Source organism: Candidatus Eremiobacteraceae bacterium, assembly GCA_035295225.1.
Taxonomy (GTDB): domain Bacteria; phylum Vulcanimicrobiota; class Vulcanimicrobiia; order Eremiobacterales; family Eremiobacteraceae; genus JABCYQ01.
In genome coordinates this window covers 45251-63805 of the sequence record DATGJI010000055.1, presented here as the reverse complement: position 1 = coordinate 63805, position 18555 = coordinate 45251, and the positions used below count along the sequence as shown (strand labels likewise).

Sequence of the window (18555 nt, the reverse complement as noted above, 5' to 3'; positions counted from 1 at the left end):
AGGCGCTACCAGTCGATCGCCCGGTCCATGAGCCACCGGTAATAGGTCTGATTCGGCGACTCTGTTGGGTGCGGCCAGAGGTTCAGTCCGCACACGATGCATTGAAGTTCGTGCTCGCTGTAGCCGAGCACCGGATAGCGATACTCGGTCTTGGAAAGGCCGGGTGCGCGGCACTTCGGACAACAGAGCTTGAGCGACGTCTCAGCGATCACGCGCGGTGCCTTTTGCCCGGCGCGGGCCTGTTCCTTGAGACGGCCGTCAACGAAATGAGAGACTCGCGGGAGCGCGAGCGGCGAGCATATAAGTCACAGACATGGATCTTACCAAGGAGTTCCCGCGCGGCCCGCGCGAGAGGCTCGCGGGATTGAACATGCTCGCGCGCACGATCGACAAGGCGCGCGCAAAACAGGCCGGCTCGCTCGGGCCGTATATATTCGACTGCTCGATGGATCGCCGCCTCTTCGAAGCGCTCCGCACGGACGGCGAGGAGTTCTTCGCCGTCGTCGCCGAGACAGAGGACGACGACGCGCGAGTCGTCTCATGGCTTTCGCGCACAGGCCACATGCCTACCGGCGCCGTGCTCGATGCGCTCAACGCGGACATCGACGGCTGGGCGCCGAAAAACGAAGATTCGCGCGCGCGCTTCGAACGGCAACGCGACGAGATCGCACCGGGAAGGCGCGATGTGCAGACCTGGACTGATCTCATCGACCTGGAGGAAGGCCGGCTCAAAGCGAGATGAAGCGCTTTGCGATCGAGGATCGCGTGCGCTGGAGCGACATCGACGCCGCCGGAGTGATCTTCTACGGCGCGTATGTCAGGTTCTTCGAGATCGCGGAAAGCGAATTGTTCCGCGCCGCCGGGATGTCGCTCGGCGATCTGTACAACAGTTTCGATTGCTGGCTGCCGAGGGTGCGTTACTCGTGCGAATTTCGCGCGCCGGCGCGGCTCGACGACGTGCTTCGAATTTCCGCGTGGTTCAAGCGCCTAGGCGCGCGTTCGATGACCTTGGGTTTCGAGGTGGAGAAGCAGGACGGCGTGCGCGTTGCGGACTGTGAGATTGTGCTCGCATGCGTCAGCCGCGCGACGTTCCGCGCGATGCCGCTGCCCGATGCGCTCCGCGCCGCGCTTGCGCCGTTTAGTGATTGACGTCTAGGTCCGCAAGACAGACGCCGCACGGTTCCATGCCGACCTCGTGTGCTTGAGCGGCGGTCAGGTTAAGCAACGGGCCCGTCCCGTCTTGTTCGAGTTTGCGGTGACAATCGCTGCCGACGCGGTGATAGAGCCGGTCGCCGATCTTGCATATAATCTCCATAAAATATGACATTCGCGCGCCCGGAGGAGCGAACCCGCTTTCGCTCATCTGAATGAGAGTGCGATAAGAATCGCTTGCGTGGGAATCGCCGGTTAGGAATACGGCGTTACGATAGTCGAAGGGAGTCCACGTCATGATCGTACACACGTCGCCGATACGAGGCGGCTGGCGCAGATTGAAGATCGAGCAGCACCTCGACCACGTCGCCGCACCCGCCGTGCTCGATGAGGTCATGCGCGCCGCGCATGACGGCTGCCCGAATCTGCTCATCGACTTAGACGCTGTGGACTCGGCCGACGATCATGGCATCGCGGCGCTCGTCACGGCCATCGGTCGGATCCGCCGCATGCGTGGGAACACGCGGGTGGCGGTGCTCGTTCGCAGCGCCGAACTCGCCGATGCCGTAACCCGTGCGTTGCCGGTGTCCGGCGTCGACATCTGCCGCGATCCGAGCGCGGTCGGCTGTTCGATAACCGAAGTCTCCGCGGCGTAAGCGCCGCGGGATATCCAGCCGGCTCGCCGAAGCGGCCGGCGTGACCAAGAAGGATGTATCGATGAAAATTCTTTGCCGCAGTGCACGCGCGACTCTTTGCGCGTTCGTCGCCGCCGCCGTCGCCTCTCCGTCTGCAGCACTCGCCGCCGGAGCGACATTGCCGCTCAGCGTCGGCATCGGCGCGTACGTGCCCGCATCCGCCGGATCGTCGATCGAGTCCGTCGCTACGCCGCCCGGCGTGAGCGTCAAGCAACAAGGCAACGTGGCGATCGAGTTCGCAATCGAACCGAATCTTCTGTCCGGCGGGTATCGCATCGACGCGGGCTTCATCTCCAGCCGCGAGGCCGTTTCGACGCCGGGCGGCCAACCGGTGTCGCTTGGGCCGATGGCGCCCATCTTCACGCCGGGTTCCGAATCGATCACGCAGATCCCAATCACGTTGGAGCAAGACGCCGGCGTCGGCCACCTCGTGCGCCTCGGCGGCGGCCTCGGCTATGATTTCGTCAACATCAGTGGAGGGAACAACGGCGGTTCGGGTATCAGCCGGCCGGGCAGCGGATTCGTGGCGGACGCCTTCGGTCAGATAGGCCTGGGCTCGTCCTCGGCATTTGAGGTCAAATACTACCTCACGCAGCACTCGGCTCTCAACGGCTTTGTCATCGGGCTGACGACGCGACTCTAGTCGGATAGTTTTGGAGGCGGCCCCGGATACCGGCGTACCGATGCCGAAGTGCACTCGGTGCGAATATTGGTCACCGGGGCGACCGGCTACATCGGGGGTCGGCTCGTACCCGCGCTCACCGCTCTCGGACATCGCATCCGTTGCATGTCACGCGATCCAAAGAAGCTTGACGGACGGTTCGAAGGCGTAGAAGTCGTCGCCGGCGATGCGTTAGACGATGTGTCGCTCGCAGCCGCGTTTGCGGACGTGGACGTCGCGTACTACCTCATCCACTCAATGGGTTCCAAGGAGGGTTCGTTCGCACAACGCGATCGCGATGCCGCGCGCACGTTCGCGAGTGCGGCAAAGTCGGCCGGAGTTCGACGCGTGATATACCTCGGCGGTCTTGGTGAGCCGGATGCAAACCTCTCCGCGCATCTGCGCAGCCGCCATGAAGTAGGGTCCACCTTGCGCGAGTTCGGACCGCCGCTGACCGAGTTTCGAGCAGCGATCATCGTGGGCTCAGGGAGCGTTTCGTTCGAAATGATCCGCTACCTGACCGAGCGTTTGCCGGTGATGATCGCACCGAAGTGGGTGATGACTCTGTCGCAGCCCATCGCCGTTACGGATGTGATCGAATATCTCACACGGGCGCTCGCGCAGCCGCAAACCGCCGGCAAGATATATGAGATCGGCGGTCCCGACGTGCTCACGTATCGAGAGCTGATGCTTCAATACGCGCGCATCCGCGGTCTGAAGAGAACGATGCTCATCGTGCCGTTCTTCACACCGCGGCTCTCATCGTATTGGGTTCACCTCGTCACGCCGATTTCGGCCGGCATCGCGCGACCGCTGATTGACGGGTTGTGCAGCGAGGTGATCGTACACGACGACGCGGCACGGCGCGATTTCCCGGTCGAGCCGATCGGGTACGATCAAGCGGTGAGGCTTGCGCTGGACCGCTATCAAGCCGACGGACCGCAGACCACCTGGTTTGACGCAGTCGACACGCGGTCGCGTACGGAGGATTTTCACGAAGTCACGCAAGGTATGCATATCGACCGTCGCACGCGCGAGACCACAGCGGACCAAACGGCGCTCTTCGACGTCGTGCGCGGGCTAGGCGGCAGGCGCGGCTGGCTTTTCGCGAATTGGCTGTGGGCGCTCAGAGGCGCGTTGGATCGACTCGTCGGAGGCGTTGGCCTTCGCCGGGGGAGGCGGTCGCCGACGCAGCTTCGCGTAGGCGACGCCTTAGATTTCTGGCGCGTCGAAGCGGTGGATTCGCCGCGTTTGCTACGGTTGCGAGCAGAGATGAAGCTGCCGGGAAAAGCGTGGCTCGAGTTCGCGATTGACCCTCACGAGGGCGGTGCCGACCTGCGACAGACGGCGTTCTTCGAACCGCGTGGTCTGCTCGGTCAAGTGTATTGGTACGCTGTCATGCCGTTCCACAATTTCATCTTCGGAGGCCTGGCAGAACGCATCGTCGCTGAAGCCGAAGCCGCGTCCGCGCCGCAAAGAAGCAGGACGAATGCCTGAAAAAATCGTCGGCCTTGGCGTATCACTCGTCATCTGCTTCGCGGCGGCCGGTCTCGGCTCGCTCGTCACGGCGCCGAACATACCTGGCTGGTACACGCAGCTCGTAAAGCCATCGTGGAATCCGCCCTCGTCGGTGTTCGGGCCCGTATGGACCGCGCTCTTCGGGACAATGGCTGTGGCCGCTTGGCTCGTGTGGCTCGACGCTGGATCCGGCGCGCGTATCGCGCTCATCGCGTTCGCAGCGCAGTTGGTGCTCAATATAGCCTGGTCAGCGCTGTTCTTCGGCTTACACAGCCCGCGCGCGGCGCTCATCGAGATCGCAGCACTTTGGCTGACAATCGCGCTCACGATAGCAGCCTTCGCGTCGGTCTCGCGGGCCGCAGCGTGGCTCTTGGTCCCGTACCTCCTCTGGGTGACGTTCGCAGCGTATCTGAACTACACTATCGTTCGGCTCAATCGGTAGGGCCATAAAGAGGGCACGTGTCGAAACGTATGTCAGGAGGATCGCCGATGAAAAATCCAATGTGCACCCACCTCGATCACATCCACAACGTCAAGCCGAGTGCGAACGGCTGCGAGGACTGTCTCAAGATAGGCGCCACCTGGGTCCACTTGCGAGAATGTCTGGAGTGCGGCCACGTCGGCTGCTGCGATGATTCGGTCAACAGACACGCCACAAAACACTTTCACGCGACGAAACACCCGATCATGCGATCGGTGGAGCGCGGGGAATCGTGGAAATTCTGCTTCATCGACCAAGTCATGTGGGAGTAGCGCCTCGTTACTTTGTATCACAAAGTAAGCCGATTTACAATCTAATCCGCCTGTAGCCACGCTTCGCTGCGCAAAGGCTAACTTGACGATGAGCCGCCGTACGGTGTATACTGAAGGTTCCGTTAGTTGGAAACTTGCAGAGCTGGTCACAGACCGCTCTTACCGTTGTGCGGAGATTATGAAAGATCCCAAAAATCACTCCCAGTTCGGAAACATCGATAACCTGCTCGCTCAAATCGACAACAAGTATTTGCTGGTGAACGTCGCGCGCGTACGCGCACAACAGCTCGTCAATCACACCGAACCCCTCGTCGAAGGCTCCAATCCGGAGAAAGCCGTGAGCACGGCGTTCGCGGAGATCGAAGAAAAGAAGCTCGACGTCACGATGGACGAGAACGCGGTTTAGTAGTTCGGCCAGAGCCCGGGCGTAGCCAGTTCGATCAGATGGCCGTCCGGATCATCGAAGTAGATGCTCCTTCCCCCGCGCGGCCAACGCACCTCGCTCCGAATCTTGACGCCAAAAGACGCTAGGCGATTGATCCAAGACTCGTAAGAGTCTTGCGGAATCGCGAATGCCATGTGCACCGGACCTGCGCCATCGTGACCGGGGACGGTGCCCCCCTTTGTCTCCACGTCCTCAAGCGTTGCGCCGCGCTGGAACAGCAGCAGCGAGCCGGATCGCTTTGCGTCGAGCGCGATCAGCCGCTCGCTTTCGAACATCGGCGTAAGACCAAGCACGCCGCAGAAGAACCCCGCCGACCGGTGCACGTCTTCGACGTACAGCGCCGATTCGAGCAGACCGGTGATCTGCGGGGGTGCTGCGCCGGAATGCTCGCCATCAGGCGCGGTCACGCCGCCACCTAGCCGCCGCCCGCGGGGTTTCGCGCACGATCACCTCGTCGATCGACACCCGCGCGCCGACAGCCGCTTGCAGCTTCTCGGCCAATACCGTGGCGATGTTCTCGGCCGTTGTCTGCCGATCGGCGGCGTTGAACTCGGCCCGCTCGTTGAGATCGCAGTGATCGAACTCAGCGACCGTCCGTTTGAGGATGTTGTAATCGACGACCATGCCGTGTTCGAGCCGCTCTGCGGACGCGCAGATCTCTACGGTGTAGCGGTGGCCGTGTCGCCGGTTGCATGGCGAGTCGTACGGTAGAGCGAGCTGGTGGGCCGCATCGAAATGGCACGAATACTCGATCGAGATCATCGGCCGGCGGCTCCGCCCCACATGAGAAAGTGCAGCTGCGGAAGCACACGAACGTCGAAACGGCGCCAGCGAGAATCGGCAAGCACGGATTCCGCAAGTTTTCGGAGCGCCGCATGATAATCCGTGCCCGAACCAGCGCTGCCGCTCTCGGGCTGCAAGACGATCGGCGTGCCGGCGGGCAGCACGGATTCCAATCCGAGCAGACAATCGAGGGTCTCTTCGAGATCGCGCGCGTCGCTGATGACGAACTTGAGCTGCAAGCGGCCTTTCGCCGCGGCGAAGAATTTCTGCAAGATGATCGGCTTCGGCTTGTAGCCTGACGATCCAACTTTCGGACTGACGCTGAACAGCGCAACGCGCGGAATATCCGCGAAGATCGTGCCGCTGGTCTCGACGGTGACATGCGTCTCGGCATCGAGCGCGTCGACCAGCGGACCGATGTCTTGGGCGAGCGGTTCACCCCCGGTGATGACGACGCGGGGCACGCCGTGCGCCTGCGTCGCGAGCGCGTCCACGTCGGTCACCGTGCCCTTCGTGCCGTCGAGCGCGTATGGCGTATCGCACCACGCGCAGCGAAGCGGGCAACCGTCCAGCCGTATGAAGAAGGTAGCGGCGCCGCTCAGCGTCCCCTCGCCTTGGACGGAAAAAAACGTCTCGTTGACCCGTAGTGTCGCGGATTCGCGCATCGAGCGAATGTTCGCGTCATCCGCGAGGCGCCCCCGCCGCGGGCGTCGAAGCCCAGGCGCCTCTTACGCGACAAGCGTTTTTCGCCGTTCTCTTCAGACGGCTTGCCCGAGGAGTACACACGCATGGCGGCTCCAAGCGTTGGGGGTGTCCGCAACGTCGCCTTCGTCGGTCCGCATCACAGCGGAAAGACGACACTCGTCGAAGCGCTGCTTGCGCTCGGCGGCGCGATTCCCCGCAAAGGCGCGGTGACCGATGGGACCGCGACGACGAATCACGATGCGGAATCCATCGCTCATCAGATGTCCGTGGCGCCGGCCTTCGCCCACCTCCAGGTGGGCGACATCCGCGTGAATCTCATCGACTGCCCAGGGGCGGTCGATTTTTTTGAAGAGACGAAATTCGTGCTCTTGGCTGCTGACGCCGCCGTCATCGTCGTCGAAGCCGATCCCAATCGTCTCCCGCTCGTCGAGTCGCTCGTCGATTACGTCGAGCGGATGCGCATGCCGCACTGCTTTGTCGTCAACCGCATGGACCGGCCCGGCGCGGACTTTCCGACAACCTACGCGCGCCTGCGCGAGAAATTCGGCGGGCACGTGGTCGCAGAGCAGGCGCCGATCGGGCAAGGCGACTCGTTTGCGGGCTTCGTCAACGTCGTGAGCATGCAGGCGTTCAAATACGGCGCCGACGGCAAAGCCGCTCCGACCGCGCTGCCGGGCAACGCGGAAGATAAAACTCACGAGCAGCTGCTGGAAGCGCTGGCCGATTTCGACGATCATCTAATGGAAGAGATCCTTGAGGGCACGGAGCCTCCGCTCGAAGAGGTCGAGCGCGATCTGAGCGACGACGTGAGCGCCGACAATATCATCCCCGTCGTCGTCGCAAGCGGCATACGGGGCTGCGGCGTGCCCGAGCTCCTCGACCTGATCGTCCGCCAATTCCCGGACGGCGCGCAGGTGGCGCGAACGGCCGAGGACGGCACGAAAGTCACGCCGGCGCAAAGCGGTCCGGTCATCGCTCAAGTCTGCAAGACGTTCGTCCACCCGCAAAGCGGCAAACTCTCGGTGGCGCGCATCTTCAGCGGCACGCTGACTCCCGATGCGCAGCTCACGAGCGTCGGTCATCCCGATGTCAAAGAGCGGCCCGGCGGACTGTACGACCTGCAAGGCAAGACCCAGTCAGCTATCGCAGCCGCCGGGCCCGGAAGCGTCGTCGCCATCGCACGGCTCGAGGCCACGCATACTGGCGACACGCTGTGCACGGGAACCGCGAAAGTCCGCATGCCGGTTCCGAAATTGCTCAAGAGCGCGTTCGCGATGGCCGTTCGGCCGCACGATCGGGCCGACGAAGCAAAACTTTCGCAGCTGATCGTGCGCATGAAAGAAGAAGATCCGAGCATCGCTGCCGAGCGCGCCGAATTCACGGACGAGCTCGTGCTGCGCGGTCACGGTGAGATGCACCTCACGATCACGGTCGAACGGATGCAGCGCAAGTACAACGTGCGGTTGGACACGCAACTGCCGCAGGTGCCGTACCGCGAGACCATCATGACCAAGACGCAGCAGCAGGGTCGCTACAAGCACCAGACCGGCGGACACGGTATGTTCGGCGACGTGCACTTGGAGATCCAACCGCTGCCGCGCGGAAGCGGCATCAAGTTCGCCGACAAGATCGTCGGCGGCGTCGTTCCGAAGCAGTTTTTCCCCGGTGTTGAGAAAGGCGTGCGCGAGGCGCTCGAAAAGGGGCCGATCGGCGGATATCCCGTTGTCGATGTCGGCGTGACCCTCTACGACGGTTCGTATCACAACGTCGATTCCAACGAGGCCTCGTTCAAGATGGCGGCCGCGCTTGCGATGCGCGAGGGGTTGCCCAAATGCCGCCCCAGTCTGCTCGAGCCCATCCAGCGCGTTGAGATCACGGTGCCGAGCGGCTACACGAGCACGGTGATGCAGCACGTCACGGGCAAGCGCGGACAGATCTTGAGTTACGGTGCGAGTGAAGGCCGCGAGGGCTGGGATACGGTGCAGGCGCTCGTGCCGCAAGCAGAGCTCGGCCGATATCTGACCGAACTGCGCACAGCGACTCAAGGGCTCGGATACTTCGTCGCCGAGCACGATCACTTCGAGTTCGCGCCGCCGAAAGTCGTCCAGACGGTCACCGAGGCGCGACGCGAGCCGGTCGCCGCTCGATAGCCCGATCTAAAAACCAAGAAGCCGCGATCGCCAGCCGCTTTATGAAGGATGGTCCATGACCCACGCCTACTGCCGACGCGCCGACGCTAGCGCCGCGCCGAGCGGCAACGGACGCAAACCTTTTGCTCTTCCGGGAGCAAAGCAGCGCTACGCGCCGGACCGCCCTGCACGTGTCGATCACATAGCGCTGACGCTCTCGTTCGACTTCGACGAAAAGATATTGTTCGGCAAGTGCGCCACGACGTTTACCGCCGTGGGCAAGCAGCTGAGCTCGATCGAGTTCGACGCGGCGCAGCTGACGATCCGTCGCGTGCGCGGCCCGCGCGGCGCGGCGCTGCCGTTCAGCATGCAAGGTGCGAAACTCCGCGTGCAGTTGCCGAAACTCGCGGCCGGCCGATCCACATCCGTTATCGTGGAGTACGAAGCGCGCCAGCCGCGCCAGGGCATCTACTTCATCGGTCCGGATGAAGGCTACCCGGCCAAGCCCGTCCATGTCTGGACGCAAGGCCAGGATCAAGACGCCCACTACTGGTTTCCGTGCATCGACTATCCCAACGCCAAAGCCACGACCGAAGTGACTGCGACGGTGCCGAAAGCGTTCTTCGTGCTCAGCAACGGACGGTTGATCGGCACGACTGAGAACAAGAGCGCAAAGACCAAGACGTATCATTGGAAGATGGAGACGCCGCACGTCACGTATCTCGTGTCGTGCGTCGCGGGAAAATTCTCGGGTCGCACGTCCACGGTGAAAGGAACGCCCGTCTCGTACTACGTCCATCCTGGACGCGAGGCCGACGGCGAGCGATCGTTTGGAAAGACGCCTGCGATGGTGAAATTCTTCAGCGATCGTCTCCGCTTTCCGTATCCGTATGCGCAATACTCGCAGATCGCCGTCTCGGATTTCATCTTCGGCGGCATGGAGAACACCACCGCGACAACACAGACCGACACGACGCTGCACGATGCGCGCGCGCATCTCGATTTCTCAAGCGATGGACTCGTGGCCCACGAATTGGCCCACCAATGGTTCGGCGATCTCCTCACGTGCAAAGATTGGTCTCACGCCTGGCTCAACGAAGGCTTTGCGACCTATTTCGAGGCGCTGTTCAAAGAATTCGATCTTGGGAAAGATGAGTTCGACTATTATCGCCTTGAGATGCAGGCGCGCTACCTGCATGAGGATTCTCAGCACTACCGCCGGTCGATCGTCACGAGCATTTTCGGCGAACCGGTCGAGATCTTCGACCGCCATCTGTACGAAAAAGGAGCCTGCGTGCTCCACATGGTCCGGGCGGAACTCGGCGACGACCTCTTCTGGCAATCGCTGCACGCATACGTCACGACCAATCAGCGGCGCAACGTGGAAACCGTGGATCTCGGCCGCGCGATAGAAGAGACGACGGGCCGCAACTTTGCTCCGTTCTTCGACCAATGGGTTTTCAAGGCCGGCCACCCGGAGTTTCGCGTGCGTTATACCTGGGATGCCGAAGGTGGTCAGGCTCGCGTCGATGTGGCGCAAGCGCAAACGGTCGACGATGCGACGCCGTTGTTCCGCGTGCCTATCGCAGTCGAATTCGGCTTCGGACGCGGCAAATCCGAACGACGCCAGATCGTCTGCGACGCCTCGCAGCAGACGTTTGCATTCGCCCTCGCTTCGGAGCCGCAGACTTTCTGTTTCGATCCCGACGCTGATATCATCAAGACGATCGAACTCGAAGTTCCGACCGAGATGCTCGTGCGACAATTGGAACGCGACTCGCGGATTGCCACGCGCATACAGGCGATCAGAGCGCTTGCCAAAGAGGCGTCGCCTGATGCGGTGGCGGCCATCGCGCATGCCTTGCAGCGGGACCCGTTCTGGGGGGTCCAAGCAGATGCTGCGCGCGCCCTTGGCCGGATCCGAGGTGCCGAGCCGTTTCGCGCACTGCTTCGGGCTCGTTCGGTCAAGCATCCAAAGGCGCGCCGCGCCGTGGCGGAGGCGCTCGGCGAGTTCCACACCGACGCCGCCTTTGAAGCGCTCGAACCGCTCTTGAAGAAGGATGCATCCTATTTCGTCGAGGCACAGGCCGCGCATTCCATCGGCAAGACGAAGGCGAAACGCGCGTACGCCACGTTGACGAGCGCACTTGCGAAGAAAGAATCGTGGCAGGAGGCGATCCGCGGCGGCATTTTCGCGGGCCTTGCCGATCTAGGCGATGAGCGCGCGGTACCGACTATTCTCGCGTGGACGGCCTACGGACGTCCGGCCGCCGCACGGCGCACCGCCGTGACCGCGCTGGGCAAGCTCGGTGAAGGACGCAAGGATGTACGGGATACGTTGCTGGACCTGCTGGACGACCGCAACTATCATGTTCGCATCGCGTCGATCGACGCGTTGCAGACGATGCACGAGAGCGCAGCCATCGAGCCGTTAGAGCGGTTGGCCGCGCAAGATGTCGATGGACGACTGAAGCGGCGCTGCATGGAAGCGGCAGCGAGCATACGAGAACATTTGAGCAAACCGGCGGAAGTGCAGAGGATGCGCGACGAGTTGTCGAGCGTGCGTGACGCGCACCGGGCGCTGCAAGAACGCCTGGCGTCTCTCGAAGCTGCGGCAAAGCCGGCACGCAAACCCCGCCGATCGAGAAGCTGATTTTTGAAGGGGCCTATCGAGGAGAATATTTGAAGGGGCCGACGCTAGTCGGCCCCCGGATGACGGGAGCAGAAAACTGGAGATACGTACCATTCTCGTCGTCGAAGATGAGCGCGACGTGCAAGGCGTCATCGATCTGTCGCTTCGTCTGATCGGCAAATTCGACGTCACGTCCGTGACCGACTTCGCGGCCGCGACGGATGCTATCGAAAAGCGATGTCCGGACCTCATCCTCCTCGATCGCATGTTGCCGGATAAAGACGGCCTTGACGTGTGCCGGCACTTCAAGAGCGGCGCAAAGACGAAAGAGATTCCGATCGTCTTCCTCAGCGCACGTTCGGACCCCGCCGATATCCGCGCCGGCATGGATGCGGGCGCTTCTGGGTATATCACCAAACCGTTCGACCCGGTCGTTCTCGCCGACCGGATCAAGGCGATCTTCGGAGATGCCACGACGAAATGACTGACGAAGCGCGCGCAAAGGCGAAAGTCGTCATCGCGGACGACGACGACGATATCCGGCGACTGGTGCAGATCACCGTATCCAACGCCGGCTGCGACGTGACCCCGACCGCCGACGGCGAAAGCGCCCTGGAAGCGATCCGGCGGATCAAGCCGGACCTCGTGATCTTAGACGTTCTCATGCCGCGCATGGACGGTTGGGAGGTCGCGAAAGAGCTCAAGAAAGATCCAGCCACGGAAGCCATTCCCATCATGTTCCTCACGTCAAAGGGCCAGGAGCACGATGTTCTGGAGGGTTTCGAAGCCGGCGGCCTAGACTACGTGGTCAAACCTTTTTCACCGCGCGAACTCCAGGCACGCATCCGCTCGCTCCTCGCCAAGCGCTGACGTAGGGCGGCCTTTGTGGTCCGCCGGCGCGCCGTAAAGGCGCGCCCTACATAATTCTGACGTAGGGCGGACCTTTATGGTCCGCCGGCGCGCCGCAAAGGCGCGCCCTACATAATTCGGCCGATAATATAATTGATGGTCCCGTCCCTTCCATATCTCTTGCGGATACTCGGGTGCCTTGAGCTGGCACTTGTTCTCTTGCTCGCGGGCATCTTTGCGATGCGCATGTGGCGAGAGAACCGCGCCCGCGTCGCGGCACGGACCCGTAGCTGGCTGCTCGAGCACCTCCCGCCGCTCTTCGACGGCGAGTCTGAGCTGCGATGCGACGGCCGCCAGGTATTCGTCGGCGGCGTATTCGTGATGGAGCTGCCCCCGCCGCGCGGCACCGTCGGCGACGCCGTGCAGGAGACGATCGTCGACCATCTCGTTTTTGTCACGGGCGAGCTGCGCGATCGGCTCGTACGAGTGCTGGAAGAATCAGGCTATGTCGCCGAGGCCATGCTGCGGCTGAAGTCGCGCAGCGTGGAATCGCGCGTGAAGACGTGTATGCTTCTGGGCGCGATGCATTCGCCGATCGCCGTACCCGCGCTGATCGAAGTGTTTCGCGACGACCCCGATCCGTTCGTGCGCATCGGCGCCGCGGAGGCGCTCGGTGCGATCGGTTCCGAAGTCGCGATCGCGCCGATGCTCGCAGCACTGCGGAATCCGACGCGCTGGCAACAAGTGCGCGTCGCCGAAGTGCTTTCAAGAATGGGCATGACCGCGGTACCGGCGCTCACCGCCGCTGTCGAAGACGCCGATATCCGGATCGCGGCGCTCGCCCTCGAGATTCTCGCCGATATCGGATGGATGGCGGATTTCGCTCCCGCCGAGCGAGCGCTCCGCCACGAATCGCCTGAAGTGCGTGCCCGCGCGGCAGAGGCGCTGGGGCGCGGCGGCGCTATGGATCGTGTCGCTGCGCTGTATGCTGCAGCCGGAGACGCCGCATGGTTCGTCCGCGTGCGCGTGATGAAGGCGCTGCACGCCCTCGGTCCGCCCCCCGCAGACGAGGCGAAGCGTGCGCAAACAGATCGCTATTTCGATGTGCTCGAAGCCGGCTTGCACGACGAGGTCTGGTGGGTCCGCAGTCACGCGGCCGAAGCGCTTGCCGATGCCGGTGAGCACGGCCGGGCTGTGCTTTCGCGGGCGCTGGTCGAAGAGCCGGGCTCGCCTGCGCGCAAGGCCGCGGTCGCGGCGCTCCAACGACTCGTGCTTTTGTCTGCATCGCGCGCCGCGATACGCGTTCCGGTCGGCCGGGCATGATCGCGGCTCTCCATTTTTCGTGGTATGGTTCGCCGGCGTGGAACGTCGCGCGCCACATCGTGCTCGGATATAATGCGCTCGTCTTTTTCTATGTCGTCTTCGTCGACCTCACGTACCTCCTGTTCACGTTTATCGCGCTGATCGAGGTGCGCCGCTATCTGCGCACGCGCGACAAGGAACGCCTCGAGCAGATATTCCGCTCGCGGCTCGTCCCGCCGATATCCATCCTTTGTCCAGCGCACAACGAAGGCGCGACGATCGTCGAATCCGTGCGATCGCTTCTACGCTTGAAATATTCGAAGCACGAAGTCGTCGTGATCAACGACGGATCGAAGGACAACACGCTTGCAGCGATGATCGAGGCCTTCTCGATGGAGCGGTTGGACTTCGGATACGACATGACGGTGGCGTGCAAACCGGTGAAGGCCCTCTATGCGTCCGCGGCTTACCCCAAGCTCATCGTCGTGGACAAGGAGAACGGCGGGAAGGCAGACGCGCTGAACGCCGGCATCAACGTGTCGCGCTATCCGTTGTTCTGCACTGTCGACGCGGACGCCATCCTCGAAGAAGATGCGTTGCTGCACGTCGTTCGTCCGATGCTCGACCGGCCGACCTTTGTGCCGATCACCGGCGGGATCATCCGCGCTGCAAACGGCTGCCGCGTGGTCAAAGGCCGCGTCGAGGCGGTCGGACTGCCGCGCAAGCCGATCGAACTCTTTCAGATCGTCGAGTACATGCGCGCCTTTCTCTGCGGGCGAACCGCGCAGTCGACGCTCAATGTCATGCTCATCGTTTCGGGAGCGTTCGGATTATTCCATAAGGCGACCGCGAAGACCGTCGGCGGATATTCCTCGGATACGGTCGGCGAAGACAAAGAGCTCGTGGTCAAGATCGTTCGTTATCTCAAAGAGAACAAGCGCGACTATGAAGTGCTCTTCGTGCCGCAGACGGTCTGCTGGACCGAAGTTCCCTCGTCGTGGCAGACGCTCGGGCGACAGCGCAATCGCTGGCACCGCGGGATGTTTGAAGTTCTCTACAAGCATCGGGCGATGTTCTTCAATCGCGCCTATGGTCGAGCAGGCTTGTTCGGGATGCCTTACTTCCTGCTGATCGAGGCGATCGGACCGGTCGTGGAGCTTTCGGGATACATCTTGCTGCCGCTGGCGGCGATCCTCGGGCTGCTCGCGCCGATCAATGCCCTCATCTATACGCTCTGCGCTGTGGTGCTCGGCATCATCCTCTCGGTCTCCGCCGTGCTGCTGGAAGAGGCATCGTTCCATCGATATCCGCGCTGGCGAGATCTCGCCGTGCTCAATCTCATCGCGATCGCCGAGAACTTCGGCTACCGGCAATTGACGCTCTGGTGGCGGCTCAAGGGCACCTGGGATTACGTGCGCGGACAGAAGCAGTGGGGCGCGCAGGTCCGGCAAGGTTTCGGCACGGCCGCCCAACATGCTGAGGCCAAGGCCGGCTGATGCCCGGCCGCCTCGCGGATCTGCTGCGTGCGTTCGCCGAAAGCGATGACGTGGCGGCCGTCTGCACAGCGCTTGCAAGCGGGGTCGGCCGCGCCACCGGTGCGGCGTTTTCGATAGCGGCGGTGCGTGAGACCGACGGCGACTTTGTCGAAGCGTTCGGCGATCAGGCGGCGCCGTGGCGATTGGTGGCGCGCCTTCAAGGCGCATGCAACCGCGCGCGCGCCAAAGGCGACGCACGCTTGCTCGCGATGCTCAACGGTGAAGCCGTGCGCGCGATCGACCTCTCGGCGCTCCCAGAGGACGACGGCGAGTTCGTCCGTCTCTTGCGCGAGTTCGGCGTCCGTCGCGTAGCCGCGTGGCCGATCGCTGCGGGCGACCCGTGCCGGGGAACAGTCGTCGCATTTGATCCAGGCCCCACAGCGATTGACGACGATCAAGCGGACGACGTGACCTTACTGGCCGATCACGCCGGCCGAGCATTGGCGCGAGCCCGCCGATTTGAAGCGCTGCGCGCGGAGAGCGAGCGCGGAACAGCGCTCATCGCCGAAAGCGCCGAGGGCATCTGCACGTTCGATCACGAGCTTCGCGTCAGTCTCTGGAACCATGCCGCCGAACGGATAACCGGAATCCTGCGCGACGCGATCGTGGGCAAGACCATGAGTGCGGCCGGGCTCCAACCCCACGCGCCCCAATTCCCGCACGCATTCAATTCGTTCGCCGAGGCATCGGCAATTTTTATTGAAGAACCCGGACGCGCGATAGACGTGCGGCTTTCGGCCGCGAACGGCCAACCGATCTGGATATCGCTTGCCGCTGCGCTGATCGGCGCCAGCGCGCGACGGCACAGTCTCGCATGCTGCTTCCGAGACATCACCGAGCAGAAGGAACTCGAAAGCCTGCGCAGCGACTTCGTCAGCCTCGTCACGCATCAATTGCGGACACCGCTCACGGCGATCCGCGGATACGCAGAACTGGTCGCCGCGATCGAGATGCCGTCCGAGCGGGTTCGCGAGTACGGCGACATCATCGCCGGCGCTTCGGCGCGCCTGGCCGACTCGATCACGGACGTGATGGATTTCGAGCGCCTGGCGGCAAGCCGCGACGGGCTGCGCGTCACCCCGGTCTCGCTTCGCACCGCATTGGAACTGGGCGTCGCCGCGATCAAGCTGCCGCCGTCGCATCGCGTCGAATTGCCCGAAGGCTTGTCCGAGTTCACCGTTGCGGCAGATACGGACCGATTATCGCGGCTCTTCGCTCACGTGTTGGGAAACGCTGTGCGCTATTGGCCTGATGGGGGATCGATTGAAGTGGCGGCCTCGCGCGACGGTGATTTCGTCCGCTGTTCGATCATCGATCACGGGCCCGGCATCGCCGTTTCGGAACGCGCAGACTTGTTCTCGCCATACCATCGCGCGGCGCGGGGCCATCCTTCGGCCAGTCAAGGCCTCGGTCTTGGGCTCAGTCTTGCGAAGCGCATCGTCGAAGCGCACCGCGGGCGCATCGCGCTTGCGGAAACCCCTGGCGGCGGCGCGACGGTGACGGTCTGGCTCCCTGCGGCGTCACGACTGAATGGATCGACTGAACGCATCGGCGTCACGGATCTAACGGAAGGCGCCGACGTCAGTCGGCCCAGGCGAACATAACGCGGGCCGACTAGCGTCGGCCCCTTCATAAATTAGGCCCTCTTATATTGGGATCTATTCCTTTGCGATCATCACCGACGTCGACTTGATAACCGCCGAGACCTCGTCGCCGACGTGAAGCTCCATCTCCTCGACGGACTCGCGCGTGATGACGGCGACGAGACAGTTGTCGCCGACGCGCATCGTGATTTTTGCGGTGAGACCGTCCACATCGATGTGCTCGATGGTCCCGGGGAGCCTATTGCGCGCGCTGAGCTTCATCGCGAACCTCGATCGCATCATGCGCGGTGGAGACGGCAAACGCAGCCAGCAGCACTGCGGCGATCTCGGGGTGGTCGATGTCGGCGCCGAGCAGCGCGCGCACCCGATCGAGCCGGTAGCGAACGCTGTTGCGGTGCAGGAACAGCGCCTCGGCCGTCTTGCTCACGCTGCCGCCGCACGCATAATACGTTTGCAATGTCTCGCCGAGCCGGCTGTTCCGATCGGCATCGGCGCGCTCAAGCGGGAGCAACAAGCGCCTGCATGTGTCCGCGGAATCCGGGTCTGCGCCGCGGGCAAGGCTGCGCAGCACATCGCGCGCGCGGACACCGCGCTTAGAAAACACGGAACACGACCAGCGTGCCTGACGGATCGAGGCTATAGACGCCCGATGAGTCGGCATGGAGGTTGGTCAACGGAACGCCGAACGTGCGACCGGGCCCCGGATTCGGAACACCATTCTCGGCGACCAACAGAAGAGATTGTATCGAATAGTTGAGCGACCCGGACGAGCCGTAGCGCGCGATTGAATACGATCCGCTCGTCGGCGCGCCGTTGTACGCGAAGATGTCGATACCGGAAATCGCCGCATTGCCGATGTCGAGCGGAATCGGATTGAGCGTCGGACCGGCGCCGGTCGTCGGCGGTGTCGTCAGCACGACCTCATGCGATGTTCCGTCTTTATGGAAGAGCAGGAATTGGCTGATCGCCTGGCCGTTGGCGAAGACGGCATCCGTCCCGTAGAGAGTTTTTGCCGGGCCGGCGGTGTAGGTATACGTTCCAGATCCCGTCTTATTCGCGCTGAAGTCAAATGCTGCCCAAGCGACTGTTCCCGAACCATTGTCGCACGCGATAAAGACGTGCGACGCGTCTGCCGAGATATAACGCTTGCCGCATGAGCCGAGCGTATCGGAGAACGGCCCGGGGCTCGGCGTGCACGTGGTGGGACCGCCGACGCCCGGATTCGCACAGCCCTCAACATTGCCCGAGGCGTCGACAAACCATTCGTGGTCGAGACTCGTGTTCGCATCGATCGCAATCGCCGTGGGTTGGTAACCAGCCGGCAGCGCGTACTGCACCGTCACGGCGTTGTTCGTCGTGATGTCGCCGAGATCCACGAGCCACGCCCCGCCCGAGTTGCCGGAGAGCAGTGCGCCAAAACTGCCTGTAAAGTTCGGATCGAGCGTGAGATCGACGGGCACCTGATTCGTCAGACGAAGCGGGATGACGCTGATGGGCGTTTGCGGAACTCCGCCCGGTCCATTGTGCGGCTGTTCGCTATGGTGGTGGAACGCGGTGATCGCGATGCCCAGACCCACGAGCGCCAGCAGCGTGTATATGGGCTGGCTCTGCGCGGGAATGCTGCTGCCCGTGTCGATCGGCGTGGAACAGCCGCTCACGTTCATGCCGAGCAATGAGACGACGATCGCGAGCGCGATCACTCTGCGCACGAAGATTTCCTCCGGAATGGGGGAATATGCGGTCAGGTGTTTTAGTCCGCGGCCGGTCATTCCCTTGCGTGAGGAGTATTTTC

General features: G+C 62.8%; 22 protein-coding genes. 15 read left to right on the top strand and 7 right to left on the bottom strand.

From position 1 onward, the window contains the following. Positions 1–5 precede the first annotated feature (5 nt). Entirely contained in the window at positions 6–212 is a 207-nt protein-coding gene (locus VKT51_10040) for a hypothetical protein (protein HLJ84500.1), read from the bottom strand. 101 nt (positions 213–313) lie between these two features. Here VKT51_10040 and VKT51_10035 point away from each other — a divergent pair, with 101 nt between their 5' ends. The 8 genes from VKT51_10035 to rpoZ all read left to right on the top strand — a co-directional run bounded on the left by VKT51_10035 (position 314) and on the right by rpoZ (position 5185). Then, on the top strand, positions 314–742 hold the full coding sequence (locus VKT51_10035; protein ID HLJ84499.1) for a DUF5069 domain-containing protein: 429 nt from the start codon (positions 314–316) through the stop codon (positions 740–742). Continuing rightward, positions 739–1149 (top strand): thioesterase family protein, encoded by a 411-nt coding sequence (locus VKT51_10030; GenBank protein ID HLJ84498.1) that lies wholly within the window; start codon positions 739–741, stop codon positions 1147–1149. Before VKT51_10035 ends, VKT51_10030 begins: the two co-directional genes overlap by 4 nt. A 299-nt stretch (positions 1150–1448) precedes the next feature. Next, a complete protein-coding gene (locus VKT51_10025) occupies positions 1449–1808 on the top strand; it encodes an STAS domain-containing protein (GenBank protein HLJ84497.1) in 360 nt (119 codons plus the stop codon). A 61-nt stretch (positions 1809–1869) separates the two neighbouring features. Continuing rightward, entirely contained in the window at positions 1870–2490 is a 621-nt protein-coding gene (locus VKT51_10020) for a hypothetical protein (protein HLJ84496.1), read from the top strand. 57 nt (positions 2491–2547) lie between these two features. Then, a complete protein-coding gene (locus VKT51_10015; GenBank protein ID HLJ84495.1) occupies positions 2548–4005 on the top strand; it encodes an SDR family oxidoreductase in 1458 nt (485 codons plus the stop codon). Next, the gene (locus tag VKT51_10010; protein ID HLJ84494.1) at positions 3998–4468 is read left to right on the top strand and encodes a TspO/MBR family protein; all 471 of its coding nucleotides are present in this window, start codon (positions 3998–4000) and stop codon (positions 4466–4468) included. The genes VKT51_10015 and VKT51_10010 overlap by 8 nt, the downstream gene beginning before the upstream one ends. Before the next feature lie 47 nt (positions 4469–4515). Continuing rightward, positions 4516–4779, top strand: coding sequence for a UBP-type zinc finger domain-containing protein (locus VKT51_10005; protein ID HLJ84493.1), 264 nt, complete (start codon positions 4516–4518; stop codon positions 4777–4779). A gap of 178 nt (positions 4780–4957) precedes the next feature. Then, positions 4958–5185 carry a DNA-directed RNA polymerase subunit omega gene (rpoZ, locus tag VKT51_10000; protein ID HLJ84492.1) on the top strand — a complete coding sequence of 76 codons (228 nt, stop codon included), beginning with the start codon at positions 4958–4960 and terminating at the stop codon, positions 5183–5185. On the opposite strand, the gene VKT51_09995 is transcribed toward rpoZ, so the two are convergent. The 3 genes from VKT51_09995 to VKT51_09985 are packed head-to-tail and all read right to left on the bottom strand — an operon-like array spanning position 5182 to position 6672. Then, entirely contained in the window at positions 5182–5631 is a 450-nt protein-coding gene (locus VKT51_09995; protein ID HLJ84491.1) for a VOC family protein, read from the bottom strand. The two genes, rpoZ and VKT51_09995, sit on opposite strands and share 4 nt — an antisense overlap. Further along, the gene (locus VKT51_09990; GenBank protein ID HLJ84490.1) at positions 5618–5986 is read right to left on the bottom strand and encodes a 6-carboxytetrahydropterin synthase; all 369 of its coding nucleotides are present in this window, start codon (positions 5984–5986) and stop codon (positions 5618–5620) included. The genes VKT51_09995 and VKT51_09990 overlap by 14 nt, the downstream gene beginning before the upstream one ends. Further along, on the bottom strand, positions 5983–6672 hold the full coding sequence (locus VKT51_09985; protein HLJ84489.1) for a 7-carboxy-7-deazaguanine synthase QueE: 690 nt from the start codon (positions 6670–6672) through the stop codon (positions 5983–5985). The genes VKT51_09990 and VKT51_09985 overlap by 4 nt, the downstream gene beginning before the upstream one ends. Before the next feature lie 123 nt (positions 6673–6795). Between VKT51_09985 and VKT51_09980 the strand changes: the two genes are divergently transcribed. The 7 genes from VKT51_09980 (at position 6796) to VKT51_09950 (ending at position 16763) form a co-directional block, all read left to right on the top strand. Next, positions 6796–8862, top strand: a complete 2067-nt coding sequence (locus VKT51_09980) for an elongation factor G (GenBank protein ID HLJ84488.1) — start codon at positions 6796–6798, stop codon at positions 8860–8862. 55 nt (positions 8863–8917) lie between these two features. Beyond that, complete coding sequence (locus VKT51_09975) at positions 8918–11494, top strand: M1 family aminopeptidase (protein ID HLJ84487.1); 2577 nt, start codon at positions 8918–8920, stop codon at positions 11492–11494. A 25-nt stretch (positions 11495–11519) separates the two neighbouring features. Continuing rightward, positions 11520–11957: a response regulator gene (locus VKT51_09970; GenBank protein ID HLJ84486.1), complete on the top strand. Its 438-nt coding sequence runs from the start codon at positions 11520–11522 to the stop codon at positions 11955–11957. After that, the gene (locus VKT51_09965; protein HLJ84485.1) at positions 11954–12343 is read left to right on the top strand and encodes a response regulator; all 390 of its coding nucleotides are present in this window, start codon (positions 11954–11956) and stop codon (positions 12341–12343) included. Before VKT51_09970 ends, VKT51_09965 begins: the two co-directional genes overlap by 4 nt. 135 nt (positions 12344–12478) lie before the next feature. Beyond that, entirely contained in the window at positions 12479–13645 is a 1167-nt protein-coding gene (locus tag VKT51_09960; protein HLJ84484.1) for a HEAT repeat domain-containing protein, read from the top strand. Next, positions 13642–15120, top strand: a complete 1479-nt coding sequence (locus tag VKT51_09955; protein HLJ84483.1) for a glycosyltransferase — start codon at positions 13642–13644, stop codon at positions 15118–15120. The genes VKT51_09960 and VKT51_09955 overlap by 4 nt, the downstream gene beginning before the upstream one ends. Further along, positions 15120–16763, top strand: a complete 1644-nt coding sequence (locus VKT51_09950) for an ATP-binding protein (protein ID HLJ84482.1) — start codon at positions 15120–15122, stop codon at positions 16761–16763. Before VKT51_09955 ends, VKT51_09950 begins: the two co-directional genes overlap by 1 nt. 54 nt (positions 16764–16817) lie before the next feature. Here VKT51_09950 and VKT51_09945 read toward each other — a convergent pair whose 3' ends face one another. The 3 genes from VKT51_09945 to VKT51_09935 are packed head-to-tail and all read right to left on the bottom strand — an operon-like array spanning position 16818 to position 18472. Further along, positions 16818–17024, bottom strand: coding sequence for a TOBE domain-containing protein (locus tag VKT51_09945; protein ID HLJ84481.1), 207 nt, complete (start codon positions 17022–17024; stop codon positions 16818–16820). Continuing rightward, positions 17002–17367: a helix-turn-helix domain-containing protein gene (locus VKT51_09940; GenBank protein ID HLJ84480.1), complete on the bottom strand. Its 366-nt coding sequence runs from the start codon at positions 17365–17367 to the stop codon at positions 17002–17004. The genes VKT51_09945 and VKT51_09940 overlap by 23 nt, the downstream gene beginning before the upstream one ends. After that, on the bottom strand, positions 17357–18472 hold the full coding sequence (locus VKT51_09935) for a hypothetical protein (GenBank protein HLJ84479.1): 1116 nt from the start codon (positions 18470–18472) through the stop codon (positions 17357–17359). Before VKT51_09935 ends, VKT51_09940 begins: the two co-directional genes overlap by 11 nt. Positions 18473–18555 lie beyond the last annotated feature (83 nt).

Coding starts and splice junctions, on each gene's coding strand:
- VKT51_10035 (HLJ84499.1), top strand. CDS start 314: ATGGATCTTACCAAGGAGTTCCCGCGCGGCCCGCGCGAGAGGCTCGCG.
- VKT51_10030 (HLJ84498.1), top strand. CDS start 739: ATGAAGCGCTTTGCGATCGAGGATCGCGTGCGCTGGAGCGACATCGAC.
- VKT51_10025 (HLJ84497.1), top strand. CDS start 1,449: ATGATCGTACACACGTCGCCGATACGAGGCGGCTGGCGCAGATTGAAG.
- VKT51_10020 (HLJ84496.1), top strand. CDS start 1,870: ATGAAAATTCTTTGCCGCAGTGCACGCGCGACTCTTTGCGCGTTCGTC.
- VKT51_10010 (HLJ84494.1), top strand. CDS start 3,998: ATGCCTGAAAAAATCGTCGGCCTTGGCGTATCACTCGTCATCTGCTTC.
- VKT51_10005 (HLJ84493.1), top strand. CDS start 4,516: ATGAAAAATCCAATGTGCACCCACCTCGATCACATCCACAACGTCAAG.
- rpoZ (HLJ84492.1), top strand. CDS start 4,958: ATGAAAGATCCCAAAAATCACTCCCAGTTCGGAAACATCGATAACCTG.
- VKT51_09990 (HLJ84490.1), bottom strand. CDS start 5,986: ATGATCTCGATCGAGTATTCGTGCCATTTCGATGCGGCCCACCAGCTC.
- VKT51_09985 (HLJ84489.1), bottom strand. CDS start 6,672: ATGCGCGAATCCGCGACACTACGGGTCAACGAGACGTTTTTTTCCGTC.
- VKT51_09980 (HLJ84488.1), top strand. CDS start 6,796: ATGGCGGCTCCAAGCGTTGGGGGTGTCCGCAACGTCGCCTTCGTCGGT.
- VKT51_09975 (HLJ84487.1), top strand. CDS start 8,918: ATGACCCACGCCTACTGCCGACGCGCCGACGCTAGCGCCGCGCCGAGC.
- VKT51_09965 (HLJ84485.1), top strand. CDS start 11,954: ATGACTGACGAAGCGCGCGCAAAGGCGAAAGTCGTCATCGCGGACGAC.
- VKT51_09960 (HLJ84484.1), top strand. CDS start 12,479: ATGGTCCCGTCCCTTCCATATCTCTTGCGGATACTCGGGTGCCTTGAG.
- VKT51_09955 (HLJ84483.1), top strand. CDS start 13,642: ATGATCGCGGCTCTCCATTTTTCGTGGTATGGTTCGCCGGCGTGGAAC.
- VKT51_09950 (HLJ84482.1), top strand. CDS start 15,120: ATGCCCGGCCGCCTCGCGGATCTGCTGCGTGCGTTCGCCGAAAGCGAT.
- VKT51_09945 (HLJ84481.1), bottom strand. CDS start 17,024: ATGAAGCTCAGCGCGCGCAATAGGCTCCCCGGGACCATCGAGCACATC.